This window comes from Streptomyces pluripotens, assembly GCF_000802245.2.
GTDB lineage: Bacteria > Actinomycetota > Actinomycetes > Streptomycetales > Streptomycetaceae > Streptomyces > Streptomyces pluripotens.
The window spans coordinates 3515464-3531191 of record NZ_CP021080.1; the positions used below are offsets into that span (position 1 = coordinate 3515464).

The following is a 15728-nucleotide window of genomic DNA, read 5'->3' on the forward strand; positions in this document are numbered from 1 at the left end:
CCCCGCATGTCCCGCTCTATCCGCCCGGATGCCGTACTCGTACAGGCCGTCATCGCCGGCGCGCTGTCCTTCGCCCATCTGCACGACTTGGCCGAAGCGGCCGGACAATCCGGCTGGAAGGCATGGGCCTACCCGGTCTCGGTCGACCTGCTGTTGGTCGCCGCCTGGCGACGGCTGCGCACGGCCCGCCGCGACCGGTCCGCCTGGACCTGGTTCGTGATCGCCCTGTTCGCCTCGCTCGGCGCGAACATCGCCACCGCCGGACTCCTCGACCTGGCCCACGTGCCTGCCTGGCTGTGCATCCTCGTCGCGGGCTGGCCCGCGCTGGCCTTCCTCGGCGGAACCCTCCTGGTCCACTCGCCCGACGCATCGGCCGTTCCTGCACAGCCTGTGGACGAACCGGCGGCGCCGGAAGTCGAGATGCACCGCACCGACGAACCCGCCGCCGACCCGGCCCCCGCCGCGACCGTGCCGGAGTTGACCCCCGCACCGCCCAAGCCCGCGCCCGGCGCCCCCGCTGTTCCGGTCGCGCTGCTCGACCACGCCCGGAAGATCGCCGATGCCCACCGGGCCTTCACCGGGTCCCCTATGCCCGCCGACGCCCTGTCCGCCCGGCTCCAACTGCCCGCCCCGATGGCCGGCGCCATCGCCGCTGAACTCCAACTCACCTGACCAGGAAGGAGATACCGCCCGTGACCGCCTACCGCCGCTTCCGCAACGTGATCCGCATCGGCCCCGTGCAGGTCGCCACGTCCTACGACGGCCGTGGCCGCGACAAGCACACCGCCGCCTGCACCGCGCCCGGCTGCGGCTTCGCCGCCGACTACGACACCCGCGCCGGCGCCGAACTCGCCGCCCGCACCCACCGCTGCAAGGCCTGACAGGAGACCACGCCATGGACGTACCGCTCTGGCTCGCCCTGCTCGTCGTCGGATGGCTCGGCGTCAAGCTCGCCCGCCCGCCGTGGTGGCTGGTCGCCGTGCTCCTGGTCGGCGGCTACCTCGTCGCCGGAAGCTTCCTCGCCCCCGCCCTCGGCACCGTCCTCAAGTAGAAGGGAACCGCCTCGTGTTCACGCCGAAGTACCCGCCCCAGGACACCGCACCGCCCGCCACGGCCACCGCCCCGACCGCCTACACCCCGGCGCCCGTCCAGTCGTCGGCCCCCGCGCCGGTCCCGGTCGCCCCGGCCTCGAACCGGCCCACCGTCCAGCTCACCCCCGGCAGCGCGCTCGCCCTCGCCGCTGGCGGCGGCGCCGTGGTCCTCGTCGTCGGCGCGGTCCTGGTCTCGCTGCTGCTCGCGGTCGCCATCACCGGCGTCTCCGTCGCCGTGGTCGCAGTCGTCCTGCGCCTGCTCATCAAGGACCTGCACAAGCACTGAACGGCCCCGGGGCGGCTCTCTCGCCAAAGATCCGCCGCCCCGGCGCCTGCACCCCTTCCAGACCCAACGGACCCGAAAAGGGAGCCCCATCATGCCCCAGCACGCCCAGAACACCCGCGTCTGCCGCGACTGCGACGGCTTCCCCACCGTCGCCATCACCACCGGCACCCGCCACGCCGACGGCACCCGCGCCACCCTCCGCGTCACCTGCCCGACCTGCAAGGGCACCGGCCACACCGCCCCCGCCTCCGTGCTCGCCCGCGCCGGGAGGTGACCGCCGTGGCCCTCCTGAACTGGCGCTCCGCCGACCACTACGACCCCACCGGCGACAAGCCGTGCGTGATCTGCACCAAGCCCACCCCGCTCCGCTCCGACCGGGGCAAGCCCGTCCACAAGGTCTGCGCAGAGGACTGGATCGACCGCCACACGCCCGAGGAGGACAACGCGTGACCACCGCCACCACGGCGGGCCTGGACCCGGCCACCCTCGCTGACGTGCTGAGGCTGGCTGGGTCCGGCGACTTCGACCGCATCCAAGACCAGATCCGCCGCACCGGCGGCTGCTCCGACCCGATCCACCTGCAAGGCTCCACCGTCACCCGCGACGCGGCCACCGGCTACGTGCTGCACTCCTACTCGACCGACACCGAACCCGGCGGCCGACTCCGTATCGCCTGTGGCAACCGCCGTGCCTCGCGCTGCCCGTCCTGCGCCTGGACCTACGCCGGCGACACCTACCACCTGATCCGCGCCGGACTCGTCGGCGACCCCGACAAAGGCACCCCGCACACCATCCGGGATCACCCCCGCGTCTTCGCCACGCTCACCGCGCCCTCATTCGGCCGCGTCCACAACCGCCCCGGCAACCGCCCGTGCGCCTGCGGCACCCGCCACGGAGAGGACGCGCCCGAACTCGGCACCCCCCTCGCCCCGGACACGTACGACTACGCGGGCGCCGTGCTGTGGAACAACCACGCCTCCGACCTGTGGCGCTACTTCACGATCTACCTCCGCCGCGAGATCGCCCGCCGCGCCGGCCTCACCCAGAAAGCCGCCCGCGAACAGTCCCGCGTCGCCTTCGGCAAGGTCGCCGAGTACCAAAAGCGCGGAGCCGTCCACTTCCATGCCGTGATCCGCTTCGACGGCCCCGACGGGCCCGACAGCCCGCCGCCGGCCTGGGCAACCCTCGACCTGCTCACCGACTCGATCCGCGCCGCCGCTGTCCGCGTCGCTGTCGACGTACCGCCCGCGGGAGACCACCCCGCCCGCACACTCCGCTGGGGCACCCAGCTCGACGTACAGCCGATCGGCGCCTTCGGCCATGGCGAAGAGATCACCGAACAGGCCGTGGCCTCCTACGTCGCCAAGTACGCCACCAAGGCCGCCGAGACCACCGGCACCGTAGACCGCCGCATCGGCAACAAAGAGGCCCTCGCCCTGCTCGGCGTACCCGACCACCCCGCCCGGCTCATCGCCGCGTGCCTCGACCTGCACCCGCTCTACCCGGACCGGAAGCTTCGGGACTGGGCTCACATGCTCGGCTTCCGGGGCCACTTCTCGACCAAGTCCCGCCGCTACTCCACCACCCTCGGCGCCCTGCGCCAGGTCCGCGCCGACTACCGCGCCGTACAGCAACGCGAAGCCCTCGGCCTGCCCGACCCCGACGACGAGACGGAGGCAACGACGCTCACCCTCGCCCACTGGACCTACGCAGGCCACGGCCACACCCCCGGCGAATCCTGGCTCGCCGCCAACATCCGCCGGGATATCCAGCACAACCGCGAAACCGCCCGCGAGGAACTTCCCGCCCTGCTCGACCTGGAAGGAGCTGCCGCATGACCACCGCCGCCCCCGAGTTGCTGACCGTGCCGGAGGTCATGGCGAGTCTCAAGGTCGGCCGGACCAAGGTCTACGACCTGATCCGCACTCACCGCCTGGTCTCGATCAAAGTCGACGGCTGCCGTCGCATCCCGGCTGACTCGGTCGGGGACTTCATCCGCAGGCAGATCGAGCGGGGTGCCTGATGACCAAGAGGCGCCCCAACGGCGGCGGCACGATCTCAAAGCGAGCGGACGGCCGATACATGGGCCGCGCGTACGTCACCGACACGGACGGCAACCGCGTTCGCAAGACCGTGTACGGCGCCACATGGGACGACGCCAACGAGAAGCTCGGCAAGCTTCAAGACCAGGAACGCAACGGCGTACCGGTGCCCTCCCGCTCCTGGACGCTCGGCGAGTGGCTGGCGTACTGGCTTGAGCACATCGTTGAGCCGGACTCCGAGCACAACACGTACGTCAAGTACGAGTCCAAGGTGAGGCTGTACCTGCTGCCGCACCTCGGTAAGAAGCCGCTGGTCAAGCTCACCCCCGCCCAGATCCGTACGTTCATGGCCGGCCTGAAGCGCGAAAAGGTCGGCGCGTCCACCCGCTTCGAGGTGCTCCGCGTCCTCCGCAACGCGCTCAACCGAGCCATCCGAGAGGAGATCCTGACGCGCAACGTCGCTCTCCTGGTCGACATGCCCAAGGTCAGCAAGGACAAGGGCACGGCATGGAACGCACGTGAGGCGATCACGTTCCTCCGCGCGGCCCGTGCTCACCGCCTCTACGCGGCCTGTGTCCTCGTCCTGGTGCTCGGTCTGCGGCGCAGCGAGTTGCTGGGCCTGCGCTGGCAAGACATCGACTTCGAGGCGCGGCAGTTCACCCCGGTCAAGCAGGTGCAGCGGGTCAAGGGCACCGGCCTGGTTCTCAAGGACCTCAAGACCGAGTCGTCACAGGCCGTGCTCCCCCTGCCGGAGTTCTGCGCCCGTGCCCTGGAAGAGCGCCGAGAGCTGCAAGAGCTGGAACGGAAGATCGCCGGTGAGCACTGGTCGCAGGAGCCGGACCATGACCTGATCTTCTCGTCCGAGCATGGCGGCATGATCGACCCGGTGGGCTTCTCGCGGACCTTCGATCGGCTCGTCAAGCGCGCCAGCGTCCGCCGCATCACGGTCCGGCTCGCCCGGCACACCTGCGGGACCCTGCTCGCCTTCCTGAAGGTGCACCCCAAGGTGGCTCAGGCGATCCTTCGGCACAGCCAGATCAGCATGACCATGGACGTCTACACGCACGTGGTCGGCGACAGTGAGCGTGAAGCGGTCGGCATGCTCGCCGAACTCCTGGAAGATCCGCTCATCGGCTGACCGCCGCTGTTGGTGTCAACTGATGGTGTCAAAAGACCCCCGGACCGATGATCCGGGGGTCTTTTCGCTGGTGGGGCTAACAGGATTTGAACCTGTGGCCTCATCCTTATCAGGGATGCGCTCTAACCAACTGAGCTATAGCCCCGCCGCGCTCTGCGGTGTGGTGCCCCGCGCGCTGACTCCTGAAGATTAGCGCACGACCGTGGCAGTCCCAAAATCGGCTGTCGGAGGACCGTCAGGCCAGGCTGCCGCGGGCGGTCATTCGTCCTCCGCGAGGGTCAGCTCGACACCGCCCACGAAGCCCGCGGACAGGTTGTAGATGAACGCGCCGAGCGTCGCGAGCGCCGTGGCCAGGACCACGTCAATCACCGCGATGATCGACGTGAACATCAGGACGTGGGGGAGGGAGAGGAAGGCCTGAAGGTCGAAACCGTTCGACTCGTTCGAGCCGGTCGCCTCCAAGATCTGGCCGCCGACCGTGGAGAAGACGCCCATCGCGTCCATGACCATCCACAGCACCGCCGAGGCGACGACCGTGCAGATACCGAGCGCGATCGAAAGCAGGAAGCTGACCTTCATCACCGACCACGGATCGGCCTTGGCCACGCGCAGCCGGGCCTTGCGGGTGCGCGGCGCCGTCCGCACACCGGTACGCGGCCGGCGTACCGCACCGGCAGGAGCCTGACCCGCCGGATACGCCTGTGGCGGGTGATAGGGCCCGGACGGCTGATCCGCGCTCCGTTCCCGTGGAAGCGGAGACGCCGACTGCGCCTCGCCGGCCGCGGCCGGACCTCCGGTGTCCGTCACGGTTCCCCCCTGAGGTTCCTTCGTGCCGGAAGAGTCCGTCACGGAAGCCTTCACCGGCTTCAGGTTGGTCGTGTGCGGGTCGTTCGCGGCCCCCGCACTCGCGGCGGAGCCACGGCCGCCGCCGTCCGTCTCCGTACCCGTGGAGGTACCGGCCGACCCGGCGCCCGTGGCTCCGCTCACGATGACTCACTCCTCGTGCTACTCGGACGAGGGCGCCTCACCCTCGTCCGTGCCGGTGGTCGTGGCCCCCTCGGCGGACTCGTCCACGGCCACGTCGCCGTCGACTTCCTCCGCCTCGCGCCCCGCCTCGGCGTTACGTGCGATACCGACCACGGCATCGCGCTTGCCCAGGTTGATCAGCTGGACACCCATGGTGTCACGGCCTGTCTCCCTGACCTCGTTGACTCGCGTACGAATCACACCACCGGACAAGGTGATCGCGAGGATCTCGTCGTTCTCCTCGACGACCAGCGCGCCGACGAGCGAACCGCGGTCCTCCACGATCTTGGCGGCCTTGATGCCGAGGCCGCCGCGGCCCTGGACGCGGTACTCGTCGACAGCGGTCCGCTTCGCGTACCCACCGTCGGTGGCAGTGAACACGAACGTACCGGGTCGCACCACATTCATCGAGAGCAACTCGTCGCCCTCACGGAAGCTCATGCCCTTCACACCGGACGTGGCACGGCCCATCGGGCGCAGGGTGCCGTCCGAGGCGGTGAACCGGATCGACTGGGCCTTCCTGCTGATCAGGAGGAGATCGTCGTCCGCCGAGACGAGTTCGGCCCCGATCAGCTCGTCGTCCGAACCGTCTTCCCGCTCCCGCAGGTTGATCGCGATGACGCCGCCGGAGCGAGGCGAATCGTAATCCTTCAGAGGCGTCTTCTTGACCAAGCCGGCCTTGGTGGCCAGCACCAGGTAGGGCGCCGCCTCGTAATCGCGGATCGCGAGGATCTCGGCGATCGACTCGTCCGGCTGGAAGGCCAGCAGGTTCGCCACGTGCTGGCCCCGCGCGTCCCGCCCCGCGTCGGGCAGCTCGTACGCCTTCGCCCGGTACACCCGTCCCTTGTTGGTGAAGAACAGCAGCCAGTGGTGGGTGGTGGAGACGAAGAAGTGGTCGACGATGTCGTCTTCCTTCAGCTTCGTACCGCGCACTCCCTTGCCACCGCGCTTCTGCGCCCGGTAGTCGTCGGTCTTCGTCCGCTTGACGTAGCCGCCCCGTGAAACGGTGACGACGATGTCCTCTTCGGCGATCAGGTCCTCGATGGACATGTCGCCCTCGTACGGGATCAGTTTGGTCTGTCGGTCGTCGCCGTACTTCTCGACGATCGCCGCCAGTTCCTCACTGACGATCCCACGCTGGCGGACCGGGGAGGCGAGGATCGCGTTGTACTCGTTGATCTTCGCCTGAAGCTCGTCGTGCTCCTGGACGATCTTCTGCCGTTCCAGGGCGGCCAGCCGCCGCAGCTGCATTTCGAGGATCGCGTTGGCCTGGATCTCGTCGATCTCCAGAAGATCCATCAGGCCGCCGCGCGCGACCTCGACCGTCGCACTGCGTCGGATCAGCGCGATGACCTCATCGATGGCGTCCAGCGCCTTCAGCAGACCCCGCAGGATGTGCGCGCGCTCCTCGGCCTTGCGTAGCCGGAAACGGGTCCGGCGGACGATGACCTCGATCTGGTGCGTCACCCAGTGGCGGATAAACGCGTCCAGGGACAGCGTGCGAGGCACACCGTCGACCAGCGCCAGCATGTTGGCGCCGAAGTTCGTCTGCAGATCCGTGTGCTTGTACAGGTTGTTGAGGACGACCTTGGCGACGGCGTCCCGCTTCAACACGATCACCAGGCGCTGGCCGGTCCGGGACGACGTCTCGTCTCGGACGTCGGCGATGCCGCCGATCTTCCCGTCCTTCACCAGGTCGGCAATCTTCTGCGCCAGGTTGTCCGGGTTGACCTGATACGGCAGCTCGGTGACCACCAAGCACTGGCGGTTCTGGATCTCCTCGACCTCGACCACCGCGCGCATCGTGATGGAACCGCGGCCGGTGCGGTACGCCTCCTCGATGCCCTTGCGGCCCACCACCAGGGCGCCGGTCGGGAAGTCAGGGCCCTTGATGCGCTCGATGAGCGCGTCCAGCAGCTCCTCGTGGCTGGCATCCGGGTTGTCCAGGTACCACTGGGCGCCGGCCGCGACCTCGCGCAGGTTGTGCGGCGGGATGTTGGTCGCCATGCCGACCGCGATACCGGCCGAGCCGTTGATCAGCAGGTTCGGGAAGCGGGACGGCAGGACGGTCGGCTCCTGAGAACGGCCGTCGTAGTTGTCCGTGAAGTCGACGGTCTCCTCGTCGATGTCGCGGACCATCTCCATCGACAGCGGCGCCATCTTGCACTCGGTGTAGCGCATCGCCGCCGCCGGGTCGTTGCCCGGAGAGCCGAAGTTGCCGTTGGAGTCCACCAGCGGCATCCGCATCGACCACGGCTGGGCCAGACGCACCAGGGCGTCGTAGATCGATGAGTCACCGTGCGGGTGGTAGTTGCCCATGACGTCGCCGACCACACGGGCACACTTGTAGAAGCCGCGTTCGGGGCGGTAGCCGCCGTCGTACATCGCGTACAGCACGCGGCGGTGTACCGGCTTGAGGCCGTCCCGGACGTCCGGCAGCGCACGGGAGACGATGACGGACATCGCGTAGTCGAGGTACGACCGCTGCATCTCCGTCTCGAGCCCGACAGGCTCGATCCGCATCACGAGTTCGCCGCCCTCTGGTGGGGTGACTGGAGTGTTCTCGTCGGCCATTGCTGATGAAGTTCCTTTCTACGGCGGTCAGCTGAGACCGACTCAGATATCGAGGAAGCGGACGTCCTTGGCGTTGCGCTGGATGAACTGGCGACGGGCTTCGACGTCCTCACCCATCAGGACCGAGAAAAGGTCGTCGGCCTGGGCGGCGTCGTCCAGGGTGACCTGGCCGAGGACCCGATGCTCCTGGTCCATCGTGGTCACGCGCAGTTCCTCGGCGTTCATCTCGCCGAGACCCTTGAAGCGCTGGATCGAGTCCTCCCTGATGCGCTTGCCTCGCTGGCGGCCCATCTCCAGCAGCGCGTCGCGCTCACGGTCCGAGTAGGCGTACTCAATGTCGTCCCGCCCCCATTTGATCTTGTACAGCGGCGGGCGGGACAGGAACACGTGCCCGGCTTCCACCAGCGGCCGCATGAAGCGGAACAGGAAGGTCAGCAGCAGGGTGTTGATGTGCTGACCGTCGACGTCGGCGTCCGCCATCAAGATGATCTTGTGGTACCGGAGCCGCTCGATGTCGAAGTCCTCGTGCACCCCCGTGCCGAAGGCCGAGATCAGCGCCTGGATCTCCTGGTTCTGCAGGATCTTGTCGATCCTGGCCTTCTCGACATTGAGGATCTTGCCGCGGATCGGGAGGATCGCCTGGTACTGCGGGTTCCGACCGGACTTGGCCGAGCCGCCGGCGGAATCACCCTCGACGATGAAGATCTCGCACTTGGTGGGGTCATTGGACTGGCAGTCGGACAGCTTGCCCGGCAGGGACGCGGATTCCAGCAGGCCCTTGCGGCGGGTCAGGTCGCGCGCCTTGCGCGCCGCCACGCGCGCGGTGGCCGCCTGGATGCCCTTGCGGACGATGTCCGCGGCCTCGACCGGGTTGCGGTCCAGCCAGTCGTTGAGGTGCTCGTAGACCGCCTTCTGCACGAAGGTCTTGGCCTCGGTGTTGCCCAGCTTGGTCTTGGTCTGGCCCTCGAACTGCGGCTCACTCAGCTTGACCGAGATGATCGCGGTCAAGCCCTCACGGATGTCGTCGCCGGTGAGGTTGTCGTCCTTCTCGCGCAGCAGCTTCTTGTCCCGCGCGTACTTGTTGATCAGCGAAGTCAGCGCGGCCCGGAAGCCCTCTTCGTGGGTACCGCCCTCATGGGTGTGGATGATGTTCGCGAAGGAGTACACGCCCTCGCTGTAGCCGCTGTTCCACTGCATCGCGACTTCGAGGGACAGGCTCTTGTCCTTGTCCTCGGCCTCCAGCGCGACCACCGTGGGGTGTACCGCCTCTCCCTTGCGGGAGTTGAGGTACTTGACGAAGTCGACGATGCCGCCCTCGTAGTGGTACGTGACCGACTTGACTTCGGCCTTCTCGTCCGCGCCCGCCTCGTCCGCGCCGCTGGTGGCCTTCGCCGACTCGCGCTCGTCGGTGAGCCGGATCGTCAGGCCCTTGTTGAGGAACGCCATCTCCTGGAAGCGCCGGGACAGCGTCTCGAAGGAGTACTCGGTGGTCTCGAAGATCTCCGGGTCGGCCCAGAAGGTGACCGACGTGCCGGTCTCCTCGATCGCCTCGTGCTGTGCCAGCGGCGCCGTCGGGACGCCCATCTTGTAGTCCTGCGTCCACCGGTGGCCGTCAGTCCTCACCTCGACGGCGACCTTCATGGACAGGGCGTTCACGACCGACACGCCGACGCCGTGCAGACCGCCGGAAACGGCGTAACCGCCACCACCGAACTTGCCGCCCGCGTGCAGTACGGTCAGCACGACCTCGACGGCCGGCTTGCCCTCGGAGGGCACGATGCCCACCGGGATGCCACGACCGTTGTCGACGACACGCACACCGCCGTCGCCAAGGATCGTCACGTCGATGGTGTCCGCGTAACCGGCCAGCGCCTCGTCAACCGAGTTGTCGACGACCTCGTACACCAGGTGGTGCAGACCGCGCTCACCGGTCGAGCCGATGTACATACCCGGCCGCTTGCGGACCGCGTCCAGCCCTTCGAGCACAGTGATGGCGCTGGCGTCGTACGAGGCGGAGGCGGTGGCCTCGCCGGTCACGCCGGCATCGGTGGACGGGATGTTCTCGTTGGGGTTGCCGGAATCGGCCACGAAGCGCCCTTTCTGGCACAGCACGAGCCGGGCTCGTCGGCGGGTTGCCGGAGCGGCTGCGGCATGTTGCGTTGGTAAGCCTTGATCAGCGTTGCTCAGCTTTTCCCGGGCGGTCCCCACAGTGGGGCGGGATTGTCTTCCAGTCTACCGGTAGCACTGACATCGATGGGGGTTTGCCGGTCCCTGAGTCCCCATGTGCCGCCCTCAACCGGTCTTGGCCGGGTCCCGATATACGGATGGGGGCTCCAAGCGGCTCACGGAGGCACTCAGCGCTTCCAGCCGTCAACCCTTCGCTACTGACGGGTCAGATCACGACCCGGCGTCGACTCAACAGCGGCCCGCACTCGTGTACGAAGGCGCGACGGCACCGCGGAACGCCCCCCGCGGCGTGAGGTACGTCACCCGTACGTATCACCCGGGCCGGAGCTCCCCGGCGCCCGCAGCGGCCCGTAGCGGCGGGCCGGACCGCCCGGGTTGAGCACCTTGATCACCCGCACGCTGCCGTGCCCCAGATCCTCGTTGAGCCGGGCCACCAACGCGGGGGCCAGCACGCGCAACTGCGTCGCCCAGGCCGTCGAATCGCACTGCACGGTCAGCACGCGCTCGTCCTCGTCGTACCGCTGCGGCACGCAGTGCTTCGCCAGGTCCTCGCCGACGATCTGCGGCCAGCGGCCCATCACTCCGCCCACCGCCGCAGGCGTCTCCCAGCCCCGCTCGGTGATCAGCCGGTTGATCGCCGATCCCAGCGCCATCGGGTCACGGCCGTCGGCGCGTGCGCCGGAGCGCAGGCCGCCGCCCCGCCGGGCCTGCTTCTTCTGCCGCGCCACATCACCGCGCGCACGTGCCTGCTCCTTGGCGGCGCGCAACGCCACGCGCGCGAGGTCCACACCAGAGGGCTCGTTCCGCCGCTCCGGGTTTCTGGGATTCATGGTGCTGTTGGGGTTGTCGGGGCTCCTGGGGGCTGGCTTCTCGGTGCTCATACGCGCTCCACCGTCCCGTCGGCCACTGCGTAGCGGGCACCGGCCAGCACCTGCGGGACGTCGTCGTCCACCGCAGCGGTGACCAACACCTGCTCACCGGGCGCGACCAGCTCGGCCAGCCGTTCACGACGACGGGCGTCCAACTCGGCGAAGACGTCGTCCAGGATCAGCACCGGCTCGTTGCCCTCGGCGCGCAGCAGATCGTAGGAAGCCAGCCGCAGGGAGAGCGCATAGGACCAGGACTCACCGTGCGAGGCGTACCCCTTGGCGGGCAGTTGCCCGAGCTTGAGCAGAAGATCGTCCCGATGGGGACCCACGAGGGTCACTCCCCGCTCGATCTCCTGCTTGCGCACCTCGGTCAACGCCGTCATCAGCTGGGTGTAGAGCTCCTCGCGCGCATGCGCCTCTCCGGGCGCGGACGGCTTGTACTCCAGCGCGACCGGTCCGCCTCCGGGGGCCAGCTGCTCGTACGCCTTGTCGGCCAGTGGCCGCAGCACGGCGATGAGATCGAGCCGCTGGGCGAGCAGCTCGGCACCCGCGCGCGCGAGGTGCTGGTCCCACACATCGAGGGTGGACAGATCCATGGACCGGCCACCGTGCCTGCGCGCAAGCGCGGCCGTCTTGAGGAGGGTGTTGCGCTGCTTGAGCACCCGCTCGTAGTCGGAGCGCACTCCGGCCATCCGCGGGGAGCGCGCGGTGATCAACTCGTCCAGGAAGCGCCGCCGCTCCCCGGGATCGCCCTTCACCAGGGCGAGATCCTCCGGCGCGAACAGCACGGTCCGCACGATCCCCAGCACGTCCCTCGGCCTGACCTGCGAGGAACGGTTGATACGGGCGCGGTTGGCCTTGCCTGGGTTCACCTCCAGCTCGACCAACTGCTGCCGCTCGCCCTGGCGGACCTGCGCCCGGATGACCGCGCGTTCGGCGCCCGTGCGGACCAGCGGGGCGTCGGAGGCGACCCGGTGGCTGCCGAGGGTCGCCAGGTAGCCGACCGCCTCGACCAGGTTCGTCTTGCCCTGGCCGTTGGGGCCGACGAATGCGGTGACGCCCGGGTCGAGCGGAACCTCGGCCCGCGGGTACGAACGGAAGTCGGCCAGCGAAAGATGCGTGACGTGCATGGTCGTTCGCCGACTTCCCTCAGAGTGGTGACGGATGGTGGATCACGGAGGCGATCCGGTGGACGTTCCGGGAGGAAGGCCCGCATGGCCGGGCCTTCCTCCCGGCCATGCGGCTAAGCCTTCTTCTCGACGGCGTGGCCGCCGAACTGGTTGCGCAGCGCGGCGATCATCTTCATCTGCGGCGAGTCCTCCTGCCGGGAGGCGAACCGGGCGAACAGGGACGCGGTGATCGCGGGCAGCGGCACCGCGTTGTCGATCGCGGCCTCCACGGTCCAGCGTCCCTCACCGGAGTCCTCGGCGTAACCGCGCAGGCCTTCCAGGTGCTGGTCCTCGTCCAGGGCGTTGACCGCCAGGTCCAGCAGCCAGGAACGGATGACGGTGCCCTCCTGCCAGGAACGGAACACCTCCCGGACGTTCTCCACCGAGTCGACCTTCTCCAGCAGCTCCCAGCCCTCGGCGTAGGCCTGCATCATCGCGTACTCGATGCCGTTGTGGACCATCTTGGCGAAGTGGCCGGCGCCGACCTTGCCGGCGTGCACCGAGCCGAAGTCGCCCTCCGGCTTGAGCGCGTCGAAGACCGGCTGCACCCGGGCCACGTGCTCCGTGTGGCCGCCGTACATCAGCGCGTACCCGTTCTCCAGGCCCCACACGCCCCCGGAGACACCGCAGTCGACGAAACCTATGCCCTTGGCCGCCAACTGCCCGGCGTGCTTCTCGTCGTCGGTCCAGCGGGAGTTCCCACCGTCCACGACCACATCGCCTGGCTCCAGCAGTTCGGCCAGCTGATCGATGGTCGACTGAGTGGGCTCGCCGGCCGGGACCATCACCCAGACCACACGCGGGCCGCTGAGCTTGCCCACAAGTTCTTCCAGGCTGTGGGCATCCGCGAGGTCCGCGTTGCGGTCGTATCCGATGACGGTGTGGCCTGCGCGGCGGATCCGCTCGCGCATGTTGCCGCCCATCTTGCCGAGGCCGACGAGACCGAGCTCCATCAGTTGTGTTCCTTAGGTCGCTGTGTGGCGTGAGAGGCACCTTCGTGCCGAGCCGAGCCTAAACCCGGACGCTCACGCACAGCTGTGGGCACATGCGCTCATCCGTACGGGGGCCTACCTGCGGCTTTCACCCGCGCCCACACAACTGCGCCCACCTCGCCCGACCGCAGTACCCTCCGCTTCACCGGGTGCCCTTGCGGGTGCCCGGTGGAGCGGACGATGGTCAGCCGCTCAACCGCACCGGCATGATCAGGTACTTGTATGCCTCATCGGCCTCCGCGTCCACCGCGGGCTTGCCGCTGAGCAATGCCGGCTTCGTGGACGTCGTGAACGACAGCTGAGCGACCGGGGAGTCGATCGCACTCAGCCCGTCCAGCAGGAAGGTGGGGTTGAAGGCGATCGAGATGTCGTCGCCCTCCAGCTGCGCGTCAACTCTTTCCACAGCCTGTGCATCATCGCTGGAACCGGCCTCCAGGATCAGCACACCCTGTTCGAAGCTCAGTCGCACCGGCGTGTTCCGTTCGGCCACCAGCGCCACACGCTTGACGGCCTCCACGAAGGGCGCGGTCTCGATCACCGCGATGGAGTTGAACTCGGTCGGGAACAGGGTGCGGTACTTGGGCAGGTCGCCTTCGAGCAGACGCGTGGTCGTACGACGGCCCGCGCCCTCGAAACCGATGAGGCCCTCCCCCGCACCGGAACCGGACAGTGCCAGTGTGACGCTGTCCCCGGCGCCGAGGGCCTTGGCCGTGTCCAGCAGCGTCTTGGCCGGGACCAGGGCGACCGCGGAGGCCTCCGGGTTCTCCGGCTTCCACAGGAACTCGCGGACCGCGAACCGGTAGCGGTCGGTGGACGCCAGGGTGACCGTGTCGCCCTCGATCTCGATGCGCACACCAGTGAGCACCGGAAGCGTGTCGTCGCGGCCGGCGGCGATGGCCACCTGGGACGCGGCGGCGGCGAAGACCTCGCCGGGGACGGTACCGGTCGCATTCGGCATCTGCGGCAGCGCGGGGTACTCCTCCACGGGCAGGGTGTGGAGGGTGAACCGGGAGGAGCCGCAGACCACAGTCGCCCGTACACCGTCTGTGGAAATCTCCACCGGGCGGTTGGGGAGAGCGCGGGAGATGTCGGCGAGCAGGCGACCGGAGACGAGGACGGTGCCCTCTTCCTCGACCTCCGCCTCGAGGCTCACGCGTGCGGAGACCTCGTAGTCGAAGCTCGACAGACTCAGCTGGCCGTCCTCGGCCTTCAGCAGCAGGCCGGCGAGGACAGGCGCCGGCGGACGGGCCGGGAGGCTGCGTGCCGCCCAGGCCACTGCCTCCGCGAGTACGTCGCGTTCCACCCGGATCTTCACCGTAAGCCGCCTCCTGCTGTTGCTACTGAGTCCTCCGACTCGGTGTCACCGCCCGTTGCGAGGGGAAGGACACCGGGGACCAGTCTGACGCACGGCACTGACAGTAGATGCCGGTCGGGGTCAAGTCGCTCCGAGGGGCAGTCGAGGGCGAGACCGCGAGTTGTGCACAGGCCCCGCTTCAAAACGATTGCCGAGCCTTCTCTAGTTGGGAGTAGTAGTAGGGCCTGTGGATACCGTGGATAACTACGTTTTCCCAGCTCAGCGCAGATATTTTGTCCACTGGCCCTGTGGGTGGAAGCAGTGGACAACCGGGGCTCTCTGTGGAGAACAGAAAGTTCTGCACACCTCGCCCACAGGCTGAGGGCAGTTCTCCCCAGCTGCGTCCCCAGGTTTACCCAGGTTTCCCACACCCCAACCTGGCATCTTTGTGTGACGCCTTTCACTCGACGCAGTGAGCGGGGGCGTCGCGTTGCCGAACAGTGGACAGTCGTGTGGAGAAGCTGGCGATCGCTGGGGACAACCGCCTTGAACCTGTGGGTAGCCAGTGGACAACTTTGTACACAGCCTGTGGATCTCTTCTTTGTCCACAGGCTGTGGAGATCCTTTGTCCACGTTTCCACAGGCAGCTGACCTGCATGAACGTAGTACGACCCGACTCCTTGTGGACGCAGTTCGGGACAACTTGGTAGTCCCCAGGATGTGGACGGAAGAAAGTCACCGAATCTGTGGAGAGTGGCCGTAACCAGACAGGTAATCGAACACCCGATGGCGGGTGAGGAACGTCCCAGAACGCGTGCCGGCCCTCTTCCACCGGACTGTGGGCGTCGTCCGGGCGCGTTTCCGGGGACCGGTGAAGCCCGTCGACGCCTGCTATGCACCTGGCACCCGTCGGCACCCTGGACGTGCGCGGACCAGGTGCAACACCTGTAGGACCAGTCCCGGGACCCGCCCTGAGGGTCGCTTGAGGCCTGTGCGGGCCGCTGGGGGACATGAAGCCCGCAGGAACCGACGGAGGGCGCCTCGGGATGTGGTCCCCGGG

At 68.3% G+C, this 15728-nt stretch carries 16 protein-coding genes and 1 tRNA gene; 9 read left to right on the plus strand and 8 right to left on the minus strand.

The genetic code is table 11. From position 1 onward, the window contains the following. Positions 1-6: 6 nt before the first annotated feature. The 9 genes from LK06_RS15775 to LK06_RS15810 all read left to right on the plus strand — a co-directional run bounded on the left by LK06_RS15775 (position 7) and on the right by LK06_RS15810 (position 4557). The gene (locus LK06_RS15775) at positions 7-672 is read left to right on the plus strand and encodes a DUF2637 domain-containing protein (RefSeq protein ID WP_043433432.1); all 666 of its coding nucleotides are present in this window, start codon (positions 7-9) and stop codon (positions 670-672) included. 20 nt (positions 673-692) lie between these two features. Next, positions 693-881 carry a mobile element transfer protein gene (locus tag LK06_RS15780; RefSeq protein ID WP_030067617.1) on the plus strand — a complete coding sequence of 63 codons (189 nt, stop codon included), beginning with the start codon at positions 693-695 and terminating at the stop codon, positions 879-881. Positions 882-895: 14 nt separating this feature from the next. Beyond that, a complete protein-coding gene (locus LK06_RS15785) occupies positions 896-1051 on the plus strand; it encodes a hypothetical protein (protein WP_086083352.1) in 156 nt (51 codons plus the stop codon). 14 nt (positions 1052-1065) lie between these two features. Further along, positions 1066-1377 (plus strand): hypothetical protein, encoded by a 312-nt coding sequence (locus LK06_RS15790; RefSeq protein WP_043433430.1) that lies wholly within the window; start codon positions 1066-1068, stop codon positions 1375-1377. A 91-nt stretch (positions 1378-1468) separates the two neighbouring features. Beyond that, complete coding sequence (locus LK06_RS15795) at positions 1469-1651, plus strand: hypothetical protein (protein WP_043433429.1); 183 nt, start codon at positions 1469-1471, stop codon at positions 1649-1651. A gap of 5 nt (positions 1652-1656) precedes the next feature. Next, positions 1657-1827: a hypothetical protein gene (locus LK06_RS33750; protein WP_167747943.1), complete on the plus strand. Its 171-nt coding sequence runs from the start codon at positions 1657-1659 to the stop codon at positions 1825-1827. Further along, a complete protein-coding gene (gene repSA / locus LK06_RS15800; protein WP_043432302.1) occupies positions 1824-3215 on the plus strand; it encodes a replication initiator protein RepSA in 1392 nt (463 codons plus the stop codon). Before LK06_RS33750 ends, repSA begins: the two co-directional genes overlap by 4 nt. Next, a complete protein-coding gene (locus LK06_RS15805; RefSeq protein WP_043432299.1) occupies positions 3212-3400 on the plus strand; it encodes a helix-turn-helix domain-containing protein in 189 nt (62 codons plus the stop codon). The genes repSA and LK06_RS15805 overlap by 4 nt, the downstream gene beginning before the upstream one ends. Continuing rightward, positions 3400-4557: a tyrosine-type recombinase/integrase gene (locus LK06_RS15810; protein ID WP_043432296.1), complete on the plus strand. Its 1158-nt coding sequence runs from the start codon at positions 3400-3402 to the stop codon at positions 4555-4557. The genes LK06_RS15805 and LK06_RS15810 overlap by 1 nt, the downstream gene beginning before the upstream one ends. 68 nt (positions 4558-4625) lie before the next feature. On the opposite strand, the gene LK06_RS15815 is transcribed toward LK06_RS15810, so the two are convergent. The 8 genes from LK06_RS15815 to dnaN form a co-directional block, all read right to left on the minus strand. After that, positions 4626-4702 (minus strand) — tRNA-Ile (locus LK06_RS15815). Positions 4703-4815: 113 nt separating this feature from the next. Continuing rightward, positions 4816-5544 (minus strand): DUF3566 domain-containing protein, encoded by a 729-nt coding sequence (locus LK06_RS15820; protein WP_039653688.1) that lies wholly within the window; start codon positions 5542-5544, stop codon positions 4816-4818. A gap of 18 nt (positions 5545-5562) precedes the next feature. After that, complete coding sequence (gyrA, locus tag LK06_RS15825; protein WP_039653689.1) at positions 5563-8157, minus strand: DNA gyrase subunit A; 2595 nt, start codon at positions 8155-8157, stop codon at positions 5563-5565. Between the two features lie 42 nt (positions 8158-8199). Further along, positions 8200-10269, minus strand: coding sequence for a DNA topoisomerase (ATP-hydrolyzing) subunit B (gyrB, locus tag LK06_RS15830; RefSeq protein ID WP_039653690.1), 2070 nt, complete (start codon positions 10267-10269; stop codon positions 8200-8202). Between the two features lie 374 nt (positions 10270-10643). After that, positions 10644-11174, minus strand: coding sequence for a DciA family protein (locus LK06_RS15835; protein ID WP_174673990.1), 531 nt, complete (start codon positions 11172-11174; stop codon positions 10644-10646). A gap of 47 nt (positions 11175-11221) precedes the next feature. Then, the gene (gene recF / locus LK06_RS15840; protein ID WP_039653694.1) at positions 11222-12343 is read right to left on the minus strand and encodes a DNA replication/repair protein RecF; all 1122 of its coding nucleotides are present in this window, start codon (positions 12341-12343) and stop codon (positions 11222-11224) included. Positions 12344-12456: 113 nt separating this feature from the next. After that, positions 12457-13335: a phosphogluconate dehydrogenase (NAD(+)-dependent, decarboxylating) gene (gnd, locus tag LK06_RS15845; protein ID WP_071659204.1), complete on the minus strand. Its 879-nt coding sequence runs from the start codon at positions 13333-13335 to the stop codon at positions 12457-12459. 223 nt (positions 13336-13558) lie between these two features. Beyond that, positions 13559-14689 carry a DNA polymerase III subunit beta gene (dnaN, locus tag LK06_RS15850; protein WP_039655567.1) on the minus strand — a complete coding sequence of 377 codons (1131 nt, stop codon included), beginning with the start codon at positions 14687-14689 and terminating at the stop codon, positions 13559-13561. Positions 14690-15728: the final 1039 nt, after the last annotated feature.

Coding starts and splice junctions, on each gene's coding strand:
- LK06_RS15775 (WP_043433432.1), top strand. CDS start 7: ATGTCCCGCTCTATCCGCCCGGATGCCGTACTCGTACAGGCCGTCATC.
- LK06_RS15785 (WP_086083352.1), top strand. CDS start 896: ATGGACGTACCGCTCTGGCTCGCCCTGCTCGTCGTCGGATGGCTCGGC.
- LK06_RS15795 (WP_043433429.1), top strand. CDS start 1,469: ATGCCCCAGCACGCCCAGAACACCCGCGTCTGCCGCGACTGCGACGGC.
- LK06_RS15805 (WP_043432299.1), top strand. CDS start 3,212: ATGACCACCGCCGCCCCCGAGTTGCTGACCGTGCCGGAGGTCATGGCG.
- LK06_RS15810 (WP_043432296.1), top strand. CDS start 3,400: ATGACCAAGAGGCGCCCCAACGGCGGCGGCACGATCTCAAAGCGAGCG.
- gyrA (WP_039653689.1), bottom strand. CDS start 8,157: ATGGCCGACGAGAACACTCCAGTCACCCCACCAGAGGGCGGCGAACTC.
- LK06_RS15835 (WP_174673990.1), bottom strand. CDS start 11,174: ATGAATCCCAGAAACCCGGAGCGGCGGAACGAGCCCTCTGGTGTGGAC.
- recF (WP_039653694.1), bottom strand. CDS start 12,343: ATGCACGTCACGCATCTTTCGCTGGCCGACTTCCGTTCGTACCCGCGG.
- gnd (WP_071659204.1), bottom strand. CDS start 13,335: ATGGAGCTCGGTCTCGTCGGCCTCGGCAAGATGGGCGGCAACATGCGC.